Annotated in this window: 10 protein-coding genes, 1 tRNA gene and 2 pseudogenes; 12 read left to right on the forward strand and 1 reads right to left on the reverse strand. The window is 64.7% G+C overall.

Translation table 11 applies throughout. From position 1 onward, the window contains the following. A partial coding sequence (locus tag B4C31_RS03625; protein ID WP_414631836.1) for a metal ABC transporter solute-binding protein, Zn/Mn family occupies positions 1-953 on the reverse strand: 953 nt, incomplete at its 3' end. Positions 954-1,064: 111 nt separating this feature from the next. On the opposite strand from B4C31_RS03625, the gene B4C31_RS03630 reads away from it, so the two are divergent. The 12 genes and pseudogenes from B4C31_RS03630 (at position 1,065) to glgX (ending at position 16,773) form a co-directional block, all read left to right on the forward strand. Then, complete coding sequence (locus tag B4C31_RS03630) at positions 1,065-1,943, forward strand: bifunctional methylenetetrahydrofolate dehydrogenase/methenyltetrahydrofolate cyclohydrolase (RefSeq protein ID WP_129237208.1); 879 nt, start codon at positions 1,065-1,067, stop codon at positions 1,941-1,943. A gap of 157 nt (positions 1,944-2,100) precedes the next feature. Further along, positions 2,101-3,579: a 30S ribosomal protein S1 gene (gene rpsA, locus B4C31_RS03635; RefSeq protein ID WP_033506196.1), complete on the forward strand. Its 1,479-nt coding sequence runs from the start codon at positions 2,101-2,103 to the stop codon at positions 3,577-3,579. 141 nt (positions 3,580-3,720) lie between these two features. Then, positions 3,721-4,419, forward strand: coding sequence for a dephospho-CoA kinase (coaE, locus tag B4C31_RS03640; RefSeq protein WP_291531372.1), 699 nt, complete (start codon positions 3,721-3,723; stop codon positions 4,417-4,419). Position 4,420: 1 nt separating this feature from the next. Then, a pseudogene (gene uvrB / locus B4C31_RS03645) lies at positions 4,421-5,890 on the forward strand (excinuclease ABC subunit UvrB); the annotation flags it as partial. Beyond that, positions 5,875-7,404 (forward strand): annotated as a pseudogene (locus B4C31_RS03650) (helicase-related protein); the annotation flags it as partial. The pseudogenes uvrB and B4C31_RS03650, both read left to right, overlap by 16 nt. A 204-nt stretch (positions 7,405-7,608) precedes the next feature. Beyond that, positions 7,609-9,051 (forward strand): pyruvate kinase, encoded by a 1,443-nt coding sequence (gene pyk, locus B4C31_RS03655; protein WP_033506201.1) that lies wholly within the window; start codon positions 7,609-7,611, stop codon positions 9,049-9,051. Positions 9,052-9,210: 159 nt separating this feature from the next. After that, positions 9,211-9,284, forward strand: a tRNA-Leu gene (locus tag B4C31_RS03660). Between the two features lie 81 nt (positions 9,285-9,365). Then, positions 9,366-10,160, forward strand: coding sequence for an ANTAR domain-containing response regulator (locus tag B4C31_RS03665; protein ID WP_278801449.1), 795 nt, complete (start codon positions 9,366-9,368; stop codon positions 10,158-10,160). Between the two features lie 10 nt (positions 10,161-10,170). Further along, positions 10,171-12,987: a DNA polymerase I gene (gene polA, locus B4C31_RS03670; protein ID WP_291531373.1), complete on the forward strand. Its 2,817-nt coding sequence runs from the start codon at positions 10,171-10,173 to the stop codon at positions 12,985-12,987. A gap of 32 nt (positions 12,988-13,019) precedes the next feature. After that, positions 13,020-13,907, forward strand: coding sequence for a Nif3-like dinuclear metal center hexameric protein (locus B4C31_RS03675; protein WP_291531374.1), 888 nt, complete (start codon positions 13,020-13,022; stop codon positions 13,905-13,907). 18 nt (positions 13,908-13,925) lie between these two features. Continuing rightward, positions 13,926-14,525, forward strand: coding sequence for an NUDIX hydrolase (locus B4C31_RS03680; RefSeq protein ID WP_291531375.1), 600 nt, complete (start codon positions 13,926-13,928; stop codon positions 14,523-14,525). Positions 14,526-14,631: 106 nt separating this feature from the next. Next, complete coding sequence (glgX, locus tag B4C31_RS03685) at positions 14,632-16,773, forward strand: glycogen debranching protein GlgX (protein WP_291531376.1); 2,142 nt, start codon at positions 14,632-14,634, stop codon at positions 16,771-16,773. Positions 16,774-16,952 lie beyond the last annotated feature (179 nt).

Genomic DNA, 16,952 nt, shown 5'->3' on the forward strand with positions numbered 1-16,952 from the left:
TCATCGGCGTCATCGGCATCGGACGGGGCGTCGGCGGGCAGCAGCCCGCTGATCGTCTGGACCAGCGAGGCGATCCAATCCGTCGGATCGTCGAATTCCTCGGGCATCTGCTCGCTGACATCGAACACCGGAACGTTGGCGCGCCCGGCGGTGCCGGTGATCATATTGGCGGCGTCACCGCCCTGCTGCACATTGTTGACCAGCAGATCGACCCCCTGCGATTCGACCAGCTCTTGGAACTGCTGCAGATCGGCGGGGGCGGGCTCGGATTCGTTGGCCGAAGCCTGCGCGTATCCCTCAGGCGTCAGATCCTCGAAGCCCAGATCGCTCAGCAGATAGTAGGCCACCGATTCCGTGGCCGCGTAGGTGGCGTCCGGGTGTGCCTGACGGAACGCGTCCATCGAGTCCTCCAGCTGCTGCTCCCGCTCCTGCCACTGGTCCAGGCGCTTTTGGAAGTCGTCCTTCTTGTCCGGCAGGATCCGGGAGAAGGCATCGGCAAGCTCGGTGGCCATGCCGTTGCGCGCGTCCTTGGAGAACCAGAGGTGCGGGTTGTCGCCCTCCGAGGCGCCGACGGTCTCCGCGGCGGACACGCTCGCCGTCTGCGGCCCCATGCTCTTCGTGGCCCAGGCGTCGTATCCGGCGCCGTTGCTGACCACAACCTGCGCATCCTGCAGGGCGGCCATGTCGGCGGGTTGCGGCTCGAAGTCGTGCGCGTCCACCGCGGTGGTGTCCACGATGGAGGTCACGGCGACGTCGTCCCCGCCGATCTGCGCCGCCAGGGAACCCCATTGGTTGACCGAGGCGACCACGGTGATCGGACCCGCCGGTTCGGCGGGGGGCTCCACGGGTTCGGCGGATTGCTTGTTCTGCCCGCAGGCTCCCATGGCGGCGATGAGTCCGCATGCGGCGAGAACGGCCGCGATCCTGTTCCACCGGTATGTTGCGTCCTGCATATGTGCTCCTTGCCATGCCGCACTGCCCGTCATCCGGGCCGACGATTATGCCCTGACTCCACGATAGCCTACGATGCAGAGCAACGATTCAACGGATCAAGGAGCGTACACATGCCCACCAAACTCGACGGCAAGGCGGTGGCCGCCGCCCTGAAGGACGAACTGCGCGATCGCGTGGCGGCGTTGCGGGAGCGGGGGATCGAACCCGGCCTGGGGACCCTGCTGGTGGGGGAGGACCCCGGCTCGCTCAAGTATGTTGCGGGCAAGCACGCGGACTGCGCCGAGGTCGGCATCCGGTCGATTCGCCGTGACCTGCCGGCCGAGGCGGACTTCGGGCATATCGCCGCCGCCGTGAGGGATCTGAACGAAGACCCGGCCTGCACCGGATTCATCGTGCAGCTGCCGCTGCCCTCCGGCGTGGACGAGAACGCCATCATCGGCATGATCGACCCGGCCAAGGACGCCGACGGCATGCACCCGTACAATCTCGGCGAACTGGTGCTGCACGTGAACGGCGCGGTCTCGACCCCGCTGCCCTGCACGCCCCGCGGGGTGCTCGCCCTGCTCGACCACTACGGCATCGGCCTGGACGGCAAGCACGTGTGCGTGCTGGGGCGCGGCATCACCATCGGACGTACGATCGGGCTGCTGCTGACCCGGCGCGACGTCAACGCCACGGTGACGCTGTGCCATACCGGCACGCCGGACATCGAGGAGCGGATGCGTCAGGCCGACGTCATCATAGCGGCCGTCGGCTCGGCCGGGTTCGTCCGCCCGGACTGCGTCAAACCGGGCGCCGTGCTCGTGGACGTCGGCGTCTCCCGCGTCTGGGACGAGACGGCCGGACGCTTCCGCATCAAGGGCGACGTGGACCCCGCCTGCTACGAGCTCGCCTCGGCCTACACCCCCAATCCCGGAGGCGTGGGGCCGATGACGCGGGCCATGCTGCTCGCCAACGTCGTGGACATGGCCGAACGCGCGGCACGCTGAACGGCCCGCGATCGAATATTCCGGGCGTGTCGTTTTCGCGGGAACCCGTGTTTTGGGCATGGTTCCCGGTATCCTGAATCCTTGTGTGTGCCGTGAGGCGCCCGCAGATAACTGAAGAACGATATTATCCACCCACTAGTTACAGAAACCACAGTTAATGGCACAGAACAACACTGAAGTCACCAAGGTCGCAATCAACGATATCGGCACCGAAGAGGACTTCATCAAGGCAGTCGATTCCACCATCAAGAACTTCGATGATGGTGATCTGGTCGAGGGTACCGTCGTCAAGGTCGATCACGACGAGGTCCTGCTCGACATCGGCTACAAGACCGAGGGTGTGATTCCCTCCCGTGAGCTTTCCATCAAGAAGGACGTCGATCCGGACGAGGTCGTCGAGGTCGGCGACACCGTTGAGGCCCTTGTCGTCACCAAGGAGGACAAGGAAGGCCGTCTGATCCTGTCCAAGAAGCGCGCCCAGTACGAGCGCGCCTGGGGCGATGTCGAGAAGATCAAGGAAGCCGATGGCGTTGTCGAGGGCACCGTCATCGAAGCCGTCAAGGGCGGCCTTATCGTCGACATCGGCCTGCGTGGCTTCCTGCCGGCCTCCCTGGTCGAGATGCGTCGTGTGCGTGACCTGAGCCCGTACATCGGCCAGACCATCAAGGCCAAGATCCTCGAGCTGGACAAGAACCGCAACAACGTGGTCCTGTCCCGTCGCCAGTACCTCGAGGAGACCCAGTCCGAGGTCCGCGAGACCTTCCTCTCGCAGCTCAAGAAGGGCCAGATCCGTGAGGGTGTGGTGTCCTCCATCGTCAACTTCGGCGCGTTCGTCGATCTGGGCGGTGTTGACGGCCTGATCCACGTCTCCGAGCTGTCCTGGAAGCACATCGACCACCCGTCCGAGGTCGTCAAGGTCGGCGACAAGGTCACCGTCGAGGTGCTCGACGTCGATCTGGACCGCGAGCGCATCTCCCTGTCGCTCAAGGCCACCCAGGAGGATCCGTGGCAGCGCTTCGCCCGCACCCACGTCCCCGGCCAGATCGTCAAGGGCAAGGTCACCAAGATCGTCCAGTTCGGCGTGTTCATCTCCGTCGAGGACGGCATCGAGGGCCTGGTGCACATCTCCGAGCTGGCCAACCGCCACGTCGAGAACCCGGAGACCGTGGTCAAGCCGGGCGAGATCGTGTTCGTCAAGGTCATCGACGTCGACCTGGATCGCCGCCGCATCTCCCTGTCGCTCAAGCAGGCCAACGACTCCGTTGACCCGGCCTCCGAGGACTTCGACCCGGCGCTGTACGGTATGCCGGCCGAGTACGACGAGCAGGGCAACTACAAGTACCCCGAAGGCTTCGACCCGGAGACCAACGAGTGGATCGCCGGCTTCGAGAAGCAGCGCGAGGAGTGGGAGTCCCAGTACGCGGCCGCCCACGACCTGTGGGAGCAGCACAAGGAGTTCGTGGCCAAGGAGATCGAGAACGCGGCCGAGTCCGCCGCCGCCGATGGTCAGGCTCCGCGCCAGGAGCGCGTCGAGGAGACCTCGAACTACTCGTCCGAGTCCACCTCCACCGGCACCCTGGCCGACTCCGATCAGCTCGCCGCCCTGCGCGACCAGCTGCTCGGCAAGAACAACTGATCGGGCTTTCATCCGCTGAGGAACCGATAGTCCGGTGAACGGCCCCCGCCACGGCGGGGGCCGTTCTGCTATCCGCATATCACATGGGTGCGCGGCTCCGTTGCCGTCCGCATCCGCGGCGGGCGTGGCACAATGGCGTACATGGTGAGAACGATGAACGAACGGTTGATCCGCGTGGGGCTGACCGGAGGCATAGCGGCGGGCAAGAGCACGGTGGCCGCAAGGATGCGTGCGCTGGGCGTGCCGGTGATCGACTACGACGAGCTGGCGCGGGTGGTGGTGGCCCCCGGCAGCGCGGGCCTGAGGCGAATCGTCGAGGAGTTCGGCGTCCGGGCCCTGGGGCGGGACGGCGCCCTTGACCGGGCGTGGCTGGCCGAGCATGTGTTCGGCGCGAATGTGGCCCCCGGGGCTAGGGAACGTCTCGACGCCATCGAGCATCCGCTGATCTACGAGGAGGCCGCCCGCCTCGAACGGCAACTGTCGGCGGGGGAGAGTGGTGACGCCGGTGCGTCGGATGTAGCGCTGGTGGTGCATGATGTGCCGCTGCTGGCCGAGGTCATCGACACGATGCCGTTCCGGTTCGACCACATCGTGACGGTGGAGGCGTCCGAGCGCACGCGCATCGACCGAATGATGACGGCCCGCGGCATGACGCGCCGGCAGGCCGAGGACCGGATCCGCCACCAGTCGAGCCGTGCGCAACGTGAGGCGATCGCCGACGCCGTCATCGACTCCGAGCAGTCATTCGAACAGATGTTCGATGCTGTTGATATGCTGGTGGAACAATGGCGGTCCGAATGCGGGAACACGTCCCGTCGCGCGGTGGAACAGGAGGCCTGATATGGGGTTCAATATCGAACGTATCGACAAGCCGTTCGTCGTCAAGTCGCCGTATAAGCCGTCGGGCGACCAGCCGCAGGCCATCGAGGAACTGGCCACGCGCATCGAGAACGGCGAGAACGATGTGGTGCTCATGGGCGCCACCGGCACCGGCAAGACGGCCACCACGGCCTGGTTGATCGAGCGTCTGCAGCGTCCCACGCTGATCATCGAGCCGAACAAGACGCTGGCCGCGCAGCTGTGCGCCGAATTCCGCGAGCTGATGCCGGACAACGCGGTCAGCTACTTCGTCTCCTACTACGACTACTACCAGCCCGAGGCGTACATCCCGCAAACCGACACCTATATCGAGAAGGATTCGAACATCAACGACGACGTGGAGCGTCTGCGTCACGCCGCCACCGCCAACCTGCTGACCCGGCGCGACTGCGTGGTGGTGGCCACGGTCTCTTGCATCTACGGCCTGGGCACGCCCGAGGAATACGCCGGGCGCATGCTGTTCCTCAAGGAGGGGCAGCAGATCGACCGCGACCAGCTGCTGCGCAAGTTCGTGGATATGCAGTACAAACGCAACGACATCGCGTTCACCCGCGGCACGTTCCGCGTGCGCGGCGACACGGTGGAGATCATCCCGGTGTACGAGGAGCTGGCCGTGCGCATCGAGTTCTTCGGCGACGAGGTGGAGGCCCTGAGCCTCATCGATCCCGTGACCGGGGCCAAGCGCGAGGACATCGAGCAGATCAACATCTACCCGGCCGGCAACTTTGTGACCACCAAGGAGCGGAGCATCGCCGCCGTGTCCCACATCCAGGACGACCTGGTCCGGCAGATGGAGTATTTCGAGAGCGTGGACAAGGGCCTGGAGGCCAAGCGGCTCAAGCAGCGCGTCGAGTATGACCTGGAGATGATCAAGGAGATGGGCTACTGCCCGGGCATCGAGAACTACTCCCGCTACTTCGACGGCCGCAAGGAGGGGCAGCGCCCCTTCTGCCTGATCGACTATTTCCCCAGGGACTTCATCACCTTCGTGGACGAGAGCCATGTCACGCTCCCGCAGGTGCATGCCATGTACGGCGGCGACCACAGCCGCAAGTCCGTGCTGATCGAATACGGCTTCCGCCTCCCGGCGGCGGCCGACAACCGGCCCCTCAAGTTCGAGGAATTCGAGGCCCTGACGGGCCAGAAAGTCTATGTGAGCGCCACCCCGGCCGACTATGAGCTGGAGAAGTCCGAGGGCCTGGTGGTGGAGCAGGTGGTCCGGCCGACCGGCCTGCTGGATCCGCCCGTCGAGGTGCGTCCCACCAAGAACCAGGTGGACGACCTCGTGGAGGAGATCCGCAAGCGGGCGGAGGCCGACGAGCGCACGCTCGTGACCACGCTGACCAAGCGGATGGCCGAGGAGCTGGACGAATACCTGCGCCGCATCGGCATCCGCGTGCGCTACATCCACTCCGACGTGGATACCTCCGAGCGCGTGGAGATCATCGAGGACTTCAAGAACGGGCTCTTCGACGTGCTCGTGGGCGTGAACNNTTCTTCGGCGACGAGATCGACCGCATCTCCACGCTGCATCCGCTGACCGGCGACGTCATCGACCACGTGGCCGAGACGCATATCTTCCCGGCCTCGCACTATGTGGCCGGTCCCGAACGTATGGAGCGCGCGCTGCGGACCATACGCGAGGAGCTGGACGAGCGCGTGGCCGAGCTGCGCAAGCAGAACAAGGAGCTGGAGGCGCAGCGCCTGACGATGCGCACGAACTACGACCTGGAGATGCTCGCCCAGGTCGGTAGCTGTTCGGGCGTGGAGAACTACTCGCGTCATTTCGACGGACGTGCCCCGGGCACCCCGCCGCACACCCTGCTGGATTTCTTCCCGGACGATTTCCTGCTGGTCATCGACGAATCGCATGTCACGGTGCCGCAGATCGGCGCGATGTACGAGGGTCACGCCAGCCGCAAGCGCACGCTGGTCGAACACGGGTTCCGTCTGCCCAGCGCCATGGACAACAGGCCGCTCAAGTGGCCGGAGTTCCTGGACCGCGTCGGCCAGACCGTGTACCTGTCCGCCACGCCGGGCGATTACGAGCTGGGGTTGTCCGACGGCGTGGTCGAACAGATCATCCGCCCGACCGGCCTGGTCGATCCCAAGATCGAGGTGCGGCCGGTGGAAGGGCAGATCGACGACCTGCTGGCCGAGATCAAGGATCGCGTGGCGCGCGGCGAACGCACGCTGGTGACCACGCTGACCAAGAAGATGGCCGAGGACCTGACCGATTATCTGCTCGAGCGCGGCATCAAGGTGGAGTACCTGCACTCCGACGTCGACACGCTGCGGCGTGTCGAACTGCTGCGCGAACTGCGCGAGGGCAAGATCGACGTCATCGTCGGCATCAACCTGCTGCGGGAGGGCCTGGATCTGCCGGAGGTCTCGCTGGTGGCGATCCTCGACGCCGACAAGGAAGGGTTCCTGCGTTCGTACCGTTCGCTGATTCAGACGATCGGCCGCGCGGCGCGCAACGTGTCCGGCACGGTGATCATGTACGCCGACGAGATCACCGAGGCCATGCACAAGGCCATCGACGAGACCAACCGCCGCCGTGACCGGCAGATCGCCTATAACAAGGAGCACGGCATCGACCCCAAGCCGCTGATCAAGAAGATCAGCGACGTCAACGACATGCTGGCCAAGGAGGACGTCGACACGCAGACGCTGTTGGCCGGCGGGTACCGCAACGCCGGCAAGGCGGGGAACAGCCATCTGGGCGTGCCGCCCGCGGCCGACCGGCAGGAGGCGCAACGCCGCCATGAGGAGCTGCTCAAGGCGGGGCTGCCGGCCCAGGATCTGGCCGACCTGATCCGCCAGCTGAGCGAGCAGATGCATACGGCGGCCGAACAGCTCCAGTTCGAGCTGGCGGCCCGGCTTCGCGACGAGATCCGTGACCTGAAGAAGGAACTGAGGCAGATCACCGAGGCCAAGCGCTGACGTTCCGGTGGGGCCGATCCCGGATGCCTTGCCCGCGGGTGGCGTACCCCGCGGGCAGGATGTATCCGCGATTGCGCCCACCGGAATGTGAGCGCTAACAAACACACCGTGCGGAAAAGTGGCTCCGTTCAGGTTTTCCTAGTAAACTGTCGTGTGGCAACTGGGTCGTTAGACCCCCACACGTCAAGAAGGATAGGCAGCCATATGCGTAAAGCCAAGATCGTAGATACCATCGGTCCCGCCACCGAATCGCTCGAGAACCTCACCAAGCTCGTCGAAGCGGGTATGGACGTCGCCCGTCTGAACCGCTCCCACGGCACCCCTGAGGATCACCTGCGCGTGTACAACAACGTGCGTGAGGCTTCCAAGACCGCGGGCCGCAACGTGGCGGTTCTGGTCGACCTGCAGGGCCCGAAGATTCGTTGCGGCTGGTTCAAGAAGAACGCCGAGGGCGAGGACAAGGTCCAGCTGACCGAGGGCCAGGAGTTCATCATCACCACCGACGACATCGAGGGTGACGAGCACATCACCTCCACCACGTTCAAGGGCCTGCCGGGTGATTGCCACGCCGGCGACCCGATCCTGATCGACGACGGCAAGGTCCGTCTGGAAGTCACCAAGGTCGAGGGCAACAACGTGCACACCAAGGTCATCGTGGCCGGCCCCGTCTCCTCGCACAAGGGCATCAACCTGCCGGGCGTGGCCGTGTCCCTGCCCGCACTGACCGAGAAGGACGAGGAGGATCTGCGCTGGGCCATCCAGACCGGCGCCGACATCATCGCCATGTCCTTCGTCCGCTTCGCCTCCGACATCGATCGCGCCCATGAGATCATGGACGAGGAAGGCCGCCGCATCCCGGTTGTGGCCAAGATCGAGAAGCCGCAGGCCCTGGAGAACCTTGAGGATATCGTCAAGGCCTTCGACGGCATCATGGTCGCCCGTGGCGATATGGCCGTCGAGTGCCCGCTCGAGGAGGTCCCGCTGGCCACCAAGCGCTGCATCGAGCTGGCCCGCCAGTACGCCAAGCCGGTGATCGTCGCCACCGAGGTGCTGGGTTCCATGGTCAACTCCCCGGTCCCGACCCGCGCCGAGGCCTCCGACTGCGCCAACGCCATCCTGGATGGCGCCGACGCCACGATGACCTCCAACGAGACCGCCGTCGGCAAGTACCCGGCCGTCACCGTGGACACGATGAGCCGCATCTCCGGCTATGCCACCGAGCACGGCTACGACCGCATCCCGCAGCTGAAGAACCTCGACATGTCCTCCACCGGTGCCGTGTCGTCCGCCGCGGTGGATCTGGCCGACAAGCTCAACGCCAAGGCCATTGTGGCCTACACGCAGACCGGTTCCACCGTACACCGCGTCTCCCGCGAGCGCCCGGCCACCCCGATCTACGGCCTGACCAACAACGAGCACACCTACCACTGGCTGGCTCTGAGCTGGGGCACCGAGGCGTTCCTGCTCGACGAGGACTACCACGACAAGTCCCGCAAGGAACTCATGGTCTTCACCGATTCGGTGCTCAAGGGTGCCGGCAAGGTGGCCGATGGCGACAAGATCGTGGTCCTGAGCTCCGCGCAGGGCGAGCACAAGGCCGGCAGCACCGACACCATCTACGTGCACACCGTCGGTGCCAACGAGTGAGCGTGACGCCGCATAGACGGCGTTGACATCCCTCCAAACGATCGGGGCCTCCGCCATGGAGGCCCCGATCATTGTACGGGTTGCCGTATCGGGAGGACACGTCGGCGCGCCGGTTGGCAATATCGGGCCGATGTGGTATATTTCCGTAGGTTGATATATGCCCCTGTATCCCAATTGGTAGAGGAAGCAGCCTCAAAATCTGCGCAGTGTGGGTTCGAGTCCCACCGGGGGCACGGTATTGCTTCGCTGTATGAAATACCCGAGGTCGGGTATCTTCGCCCGACCCCGACGATATCGAATGGAAAGAGGTCGGCATGGCTGCAAGGAAGAAGACCACGGAATCCGAGGATGAGATGAACGGGGTCGTGCTCACCGACGAGGAGATCAAGGCCGCGGCCGAGGGGGATATTGAAGCTGTAGCCAAGTCCCGGGAGAATGAGGCCCCCCGTAAGCGCACCGTTGTGGTGGCGGAGGACGAGTCCGTCAATCGCATGGATCTGGTGGCCATGCTTGAGGATAATGGCTATGAGGTGGTCGGTGAGGCCGCCAACGGCGAGGAGGCGGTTGAGCTCACCCGCAAGTACCGCCCCGATGTGGTGTGCATGGACGTCAAGATGCCGCGTATGGACGGCATCGCCGCCGCCGGCATCATCTGCGACGAGAACATCGCTCCTGTGGTTATGCTCACCGCGTTCTCCCAGTCCGATCTGGTCAAGAAGGCCACCGGCGCCGGCGCCATGGCGTATGTGACCAAGCCCTATGAGGAATCCAAGCTGATGCCGGCGCTGGAAGTGGCCATGGGTCGTTTCGCCGAGATCAACGACCTGCTGGATAACGTGGAACGCAGCGAGAACAAGCTGCGCGAGACCGAGGAACAGCTGAGGAAGGCCGAGGAGAAGCTCAAGAAGACCGAGGAGACCCTGGAGGAGCGCAAGCTGGTCGACCGCGCCAAGGGCCTGCTGATGGACAAGGCCGACTTCTCCGAGCAGGGCGCCTTCCGCTGGATCCAGAAGACCTCCATGGATCAGCGCATCCCGAAGAAGCGCCTGGCCCTGGCCATCATCGCCAAGTACGGCGATGCCAAGCCGGAACTCGGTGATGAGCGCTGATTGCGAACCGATGGATGAACGTACCTATCGCGGAACGCTGCTGGTCGTAGACGGCCATTCCCTGGCGTTCCGCGCTTTTTTTGCCTTACCTGTCGAGAACTTCAGCACGTCCGCCGGACAGCCGACGAACGCGGTCTGGGGCTTCGCCACCATGCTCTCGCAGGTCATCGAATCGGAGAGGCCCGACCACCTCGCCGTGGCGTTCGACGTCAAGGGCGGCACGTTCCGCAACGACCTGCTGCCGCAGTACAAGGGGACGCGCGAGGCCGCGCCCGAGGAACTGCTCAGCCAGTTGCCGCTGATCCAGCAGATGCTCAAGGCCCTGGGCGTCACCTACATCGAGAAACCCGGCTACGAGGGCGATGACGTCATCGGCACCTTGGCCACCATGGGGGAGCGCGCCGGATACCGCACGCTGGTGCTCTCCGGCGACCGTGACGCCTTCCAACTGGTCGACGAGCACATCACCGTGCTGTACCCCGGCCACCACTTCAAGGACCTCAAGCACATGACACCGCAGGCTGTCGAGGAGAAGTATCGTGTGACGCCTGCGCAATACCCCGATCTGGCCGCATTGCGCGGCGAGACCGCGGACAACATCCCCGGCGTGCCTGGTGTGGGTGACGGATTCGCCGCCAAATGGATCAACCAGTTCGGCGGGCTCGACCAGATCATCGAACACGCCGACGAGATCGGCGGCAAGAAGGGCGAGGCGCTGCGCGAGAACCTCGAACAGGTCAAGCTCAACCGCAAGGTCAACGCATTGGTCCGCGACGTCGATCTGGGCATCACCGTGGACGACCTGACCTTCGGCACGCTGGATGTTGACGAGGTCAGCGCGCTGTTCACCCGCCTGGAGTTCGGCGTGCGTACCAAAAGCCGTGTCCTGAAGACATTCAACGGCGGGGAGCGTCCGCAGCTGAACGGTGACGCCCCGTCGTCTGACGAAACGGCATCCGCCGGACTGGACATGCCCGACGTCACCCTGATCGACGACGCCGAACAGCTGCTTGAATGGGGCGAGCGGAATCTGCCGGCGCCCGAAGCGCCGACGGACGTCGCCGACGCCGAGCCTGACCGCGGCATCCGCGACGATATCGGCCGTTCGTGGGTGCTGCATGCGGAGGGACGGTCCAAGCCGGGCGATGTGGCGCTGACCGCGTTGGTCATGCTTGGCGGCGGCCAGGCCGCGGTCATCGAGGCGCCAATGGATCCCCGGACTGCGGAGGCGGTCCGCGACCTGATCGAACGGCATCATGACACCATGGTCCTGCACGGGTTCAAGGAGCACCTGCACATGCTCTCGGCGGCGGGAATCGCCGTAGAGACCCCGTTGTTCGACACCAAGCTGGCAGGCTATCTGGTGCACCCGGACTTCCATGCCGAGACGCTGGAACAGGCCGCCGGCCATTTCCTGGATCTGCACTTCGAACAGGAACAGGAGGCCACGCAGGGGCAGCTGGACTTCGGCGAATCGGAACAGCCCGAGGAACAGGCGCGCGAACACGGCGCCGTCATGCACGCGGCCATCGTCCGCGCCCTGGCGGACGCGTTGGCGTCGCGCATCGACGAACGCCGGCAGTTCTCGCTGCTGCATGCCATCGAATTGCCGACATCCCGCGTATTGCAACGCATGGAGGCCGCGGGCGCGCAGGTGGACATCCAGCGGCTGACCGACATGCGGGACCAGTTCGCTTCGGAGGCGCGGCAGGCGCAGGAGATCGCCTGGGAGCATGCCGGCACGCGGGTCAACCTGCAAAGCCCGAAGCAGCTGCAGGCGGTGCTCTTCGAGGACATGGGACTCAAGCCCACCAAGCGCACCAAGTCGGGGTCGTACACCACCAGCGCGGCCGCATTGCAGGATCTGTACGTCAAATCGGTGAACAACGAACGCGCCAACGGATTCCTCGGCGCGCTGCTGCGCCACCGGGAGACGAACAAGCTCAAGCAGATCGTCCAGACCCTGATCGAGGCCACCAACCAGCAGGACGGCCGCATCCACACGACCTACGAGCAGACGGTGGCTGCTACAGGGCGGCTGAGTTCCGTGGACCCCAACCTGCAGAACATCCCCAACAGGAACGCCGCCGGACGTGAGATCCGTTCCGCCTTCGTTCCCGGCGAAGGGTATGAGGCGCTGCTCAGCGCTGACTATTCCCAGGTCGAGCTGCGCATCATGGCGCACCTGTCCGGCGACGAGGCCCTGATCGAGGCGTTCCGGTCCGGCACCGACTTCCACAAGTACGTGGCCAGCCTGGTCTACCGGATCCCGATTGACCAGATCACCCCGGACCAGCGCAGCCACGTCAAGGCGATGAGCTACGGCCTGGCCTACGGGCTGAGCACCTACGGCCTGGCCCAGCAGCTCAAGATCTCCCCGGCCGCCGCTGACGTGCTGAAGGACCAGTACTTCGCTACGTTCGGCAAGGTCCACGACTATCTTGAGTCATTGGTGTCCGGGGCTCGGGTCAATGGATACACCGAAACGATGTTCGGCCGGCGCCGGTATTTCCCGGCCCTGAAATCCTCCAACCGCGCCGCGCGCGACGCCGCCGAACGCGCCGCGCTGAACGCGCCCATCCAGGGCTCGGCGGCGGACATCATGAAGATCGCCATGATCCGTGCCGAGCAGGCGCTGCAGGACGCCGGCGTGCACAGCCGCATCATCATGCAGATCCATGACGAACTCGTGGTGGAGGTCGCTCCCGGCGAGAGCGAACAGGTCACCTCATTGGTCAAGGACGCCATGGAACACGCCGTCGAGATTGCGGTGCCGCTGGACGTGTCGACCGGCCTGGGCGCCGATTGGCAGCTGGCCGCGCACTGACGGACGTCAAGGGAACGGAAGGAGTCAGCACTATGCCGGTGCTCAAGCAGGTGGTGGATGTTCTGGAGACGTTGTATCCGCTGCGATATGCCGAATCGTGGGACCATCCCGGATTGATCGTGGGGGACCTGTCCGCCCCGGTGCGGCGCATCGAGTTCGCGGCGGATCCCACCATGGAGGTCGTGCGTCAGGCCGTCGAACGGGAAACCGACCTGCTGGTCTGTCATCATCCGCTGCTGTTCCGCTCGGTGCATGAGGTGTCGGGTCTGGGCGTGCACGGCGACATCGTCCGCAGGCTCAGCCAGGCGGGGTGCGCGCTGTGGGTGGGCCATACCAACGCCGACGCCGCATACCGCGGCACCGGCATGGCTGCCGCCGATCTGTTCGGACTCGTCGACCAGCGGCCGCTGGTGCCCATCGACGACCCGACGGCCGCGCATCCGGTGGGATTGGGACGCGTCGGATCCCTGCCGGAGCCGATGACGTTGGAGGCGTTCGCCCGACGCGTGGCGGATGTGCTGCCGCATACCGAACTGGGCGTGCAGGTGTGCGGGCCGCTGGATGCGACGGTGCGCACCGTGGCGGTGCTGCCGGGGTCGGGGGATTCGCTGTTCGACGAGGTGCGCGCCGCCGGCGTCGACGTGTATGTGACCAGCGACCTGCGGCATCACCCGGCCACGGACGCCATCGAACAGGCACGCTACGAGGCCGCGATGCGTGGCCGCGGCATCGGACTGGGCAGCGGGGATGCGGCCATCCGACCGCTGCTGATCAACACGCCCCACAGCGCCATCGAATCGCTGTGGTTCCACTACGCGCTGGAGGATGTGCCGCAGGCCGTGGAGCGGGCCACGGGGGAGCGGCCGCAGGTGTACTGGAACCGGATGAACACGGATCCGTGGACGTTGTCGATCAGGTGAACGGTGCGGGGGTGTGACATGGAGCAGAACGGCGACATCATCGACATGAGCCGGCCGGTCACCGTGCTGGAACGCGACATGGTGTACCAGGGTGCGGTGTTCTCGGTGGAGGACATGCGTCTGGCCCTGCACGCCCGGGACGGCGGCGACATCGTGGTCCGACGCCAGGTCATGCGCCACGCGCCGTGCGTGGTCATGCTCGTGCACGACACGGCGAACGACCGGTACCTGATGGAACGCGAGTACCGGGCGGGTTCCGACCTGTTCGCGTACGGCTTGCCGGCCGGTCTGATGGACGCCGGCGAGGAGGTGATGACCGCCGCCCTGCGCGAACTGCGCGAGGAGACCGGCGTGGTTCCGGATGATGCCGACGCCGTGCACGTGGACCATGCTGGTGCCTTCTATTCCTCGGAGGGCATGTCCGACGAGCTGGCGCACATCATGGTGCTGCATCTGGACCACTGGCACACCGTGCCACGTCACCTGGACGCCGACGAACACGTATGGTCCGCCTGGGTGACCTGGGACGAGCTGATCCATGCCGGGGTCACCTCATCCAACTCGATGATCGCCATCCAGCACGAGGCGATCCGCCGCCTGTCCCGACGAACGGCGTGATCGATACGGACAATCGCGTGATCCGAACGACCCCCGTTCGTGCGGATATCGAACCGGTTAGACAGAACACCGTGTCGTGACGGATATCACATGCGATACTGGAACTATGCAGATCAGACCAGGTTCGATGTATCCGCTCGGCGCCCATTACGACGGGGCCGGCGTGAATTTCTCCATCTACTCGCAAGTCGCCGACAAGGTTGAGCTGTGCCTGTTCGATGATCAGGACCGCGAAACCCGCATCGAGATGACCGAGCAGAACTCGTATGTCTGGCATAACTATCTGCCGGGCATCCAACCCGGTCAGCGGTATGGGTACCGTGTCTACGGCCCCTACGACCCGAACCGGGGACTGCGCTGCAACCCGAACAAGCTACTGCTCGACCCCTACGCCTACGCCATCGAAGGCAACATCGACAGCGATGAAAGCCTGTTCTCCTACTGGTTCAAAAGCCCGAACGACAATTCGGCGATGAACACGTTGGACTCGGCCGGGCACACGATGAAATCGGTGGTGGTCAACCCCTACTTCGACTGGGGCGCCGACCGGCATCCGAACATCCCCTACCATGATTCGGTCATCTACGAGGCGCATGTGCGCGGCATGACCAATCTCAACCTGGACGTGCCCCCGGACATCCGCGGCACCTACGCCGGTCTGGCCTACCCGACGGTGATCGAATACCTGAAGAAGCTGGGCGTCACCACCATCGAGTTGATGCCGATCCACCAGTACGTCAACGACACCTTCCTGCAGGAGAAGGGGCTGAGCAACTACTGGGGATACAACACCATCGGCTTCTTCGCCCCGCACAACGCCTACTCCAGCTCCGGACAGCGCGGCGAACAGGTCAACGAGTTCAAATCGATGGTCAAGGCCTACCATAACGCCGGCATGGAGGTCATCCTCGACGTGGTGTACAACCACACCGCCGAAGGCAACGACCGCGGCCCCACGCTGAGCTTCAAGGGCATCGATAACCAGGCCTACTACCGGCTCGTCGACGGCGACCCGCAGCACTACTTCGACACCACCGGCACCGGCAACTCCCTGCTGATGCGCTCGCCGCGCGCGCTGCAGGTCATCACCGACAGCCTGCGCTACTGGGTCACCGAGATGCACGTCGACGGCTTCCGCTTCGATCTGGCGGCCACCCTGGCCCGCCAGTTCCATGACGTGGACAAGCTCTCCGCCTTCTTCGACATCGTCGAACAGGATCCGGTCATCTCCCAGGTCAAGCTCATCGCCGAACCGTGGGATATCGGCTCCGGCGGCTACCAGGTCGGCGGCTTCCCCTCCAGCTGGTCGGAATGGAACGGCCGGTACCGCGACTGCGTGCGCGACTTCTGGCGCTCGCAGCCGTCCACGCTGCCGGAGTTCGCCAGCCGTCTGATGGGCAGCTCGGACCTGTACCAGATGAACGGGCGCCGACCGGTCGCCTCGGTGAACTTCATCACCGCGCACGACGGCTTCACGATGAACGACCTGGTCAGCTACAACAACAAGCACAACGAGGCGAACGGCGAAGGCAACCGCGACGGCGAAAGCAACAACCGTTCCTGGAACTGCGGTGTGGAAGGGCCGACCAACATCCGTGACGTCAACGAACTGCGCCAGCGGCAGATGCGCAACATGTTCGCCACGCTGCTCGTCAGCCAAGGCATCCCGATGATCTGCGGCGGCGACGAGGTCATGCGCACGCAGGGCGGCAACAACAACGCGTACTGTCAGGACAACGAGATCTCGTGGACGAATTGGGACCTCGACGATTCGCAGCAGGAGATGCTGGCGTTCGTCTCCAAGATGATCCACCTGCGCCTCAACCATCCGGTGCTGCACCGGCGCCGATTCTTCTCCGGCCGCGTGCCGGGCGACCCGGTGGACAAGATCCCGCAGGCCGAATGGTTCGACCATACCGGTTCGATCATGGATATGGCCGACTGGCAGAACACGCACGCGTTCTCGGTGATGATCTACCTCAATGGTTCGGATATCCCGGAGGTGGACTGGTACGGTAACCAGATGGTGGACAACGACTTCATCCTGATCTTCAACGCCCACTACGAGCCGATCCAGTTCACGCTGCCGGACGAACGCTACGGCAAGAAGTGGAAGCTGGTGGTCGACACGCACAACCCCGACGGGCCGGAACTCAACTACGAGGCCGGATTCGCCATCACCGCGCAATCGCGCAGCTTCCTGCTGCTGATGAGCGACCGGAAACCGGAAGTGGAACGCAAGTTTTAGGACTTATGCCGTCTTGGTCGCAGACGGGTGGCGGTCCGCTTCTCAGAGTGGGCTACCACCCGTGTTGTGTGTTGCGCAGTCGGCAAGGTCTGCGGGTGCGATATACTGATTCATTGTGTCGTGACCGGTGACGACCGGAACCGACGCAACGGGCTGTAGCGCAGTTTGGTAGCGCGCCT

This window comes from Bifidobacterium sp. UBA4282 (genome assembly GCF_002394995.1).
Lineage (GTDB): Bacteria > Actinomycetota > Actinomycetes > Actinomycetales > Bifidobacteriaceae > Bifidobacterium > Bifidobacterium pullorum_B.

Bases quoted from the DNA above. Each gene is read 5' to 3' on its own strand.
- coaE (WP_291531372.1), top strand. From the start codon at position 3,721: ATGGTGAGAACGATGAACGAACGGTTGATCCGCGTGGGGCTGACCGGA.
- B4C31_RS03675 (WP_291531374.1), top strand. From the start codon at position 13,020: ATGCCGGTGCTCAAGCAGGTGGTGGATGTTCTGGAGACGTTGTATCCG.
- B4C31_RS03680 (WP_291531375.1), top strand. From the start codon at position 13,926: ATGGAGCAGAACGGCGACATCATCGACATGAGCCGGCCGGTCACCGTG.
- B4C31_RS03665 (WP_278801449.1), top strand. From the start codon at position 9,366: ATGGCTGCAAGGAAGAAGACCACGGAATCCGAGGATGAGATGAACGGG.
- glgX (WP_291531376.1), top strand. From the start codon at position 14,632: ATGCAGATCAGACCAGGTTCGATGTATCCGCTCGGCGCCCATTACGAC.
- pyk (WP_033506201.1), top strand. From the start codon at position 7,609: ATGCGTAAAGCCAAGATCGTAGATACCATCGGTCCCGCCACCGAATCG.
- polA (WP_291531373.1), top strand. From the start codon at position 10,171: ATGGATGAACGTACCTATCGCGGAACGCTGCTGGTCGTAGACGGCCAT.
- B4C31_RS03630 (WP_129237208.1), top strand. From the start codon at position 1,065: ATGCCCACCAAACTCGACGGCAAGGCGGTGGCCGCCGCCCTGAAGGAC.
- rpsA (WP_033506196.1), top strand. From the start codon at position 2,101: ATGGCACAGAACAACACTGAAGTCACCAAGGTCGCAATCAACGATATC.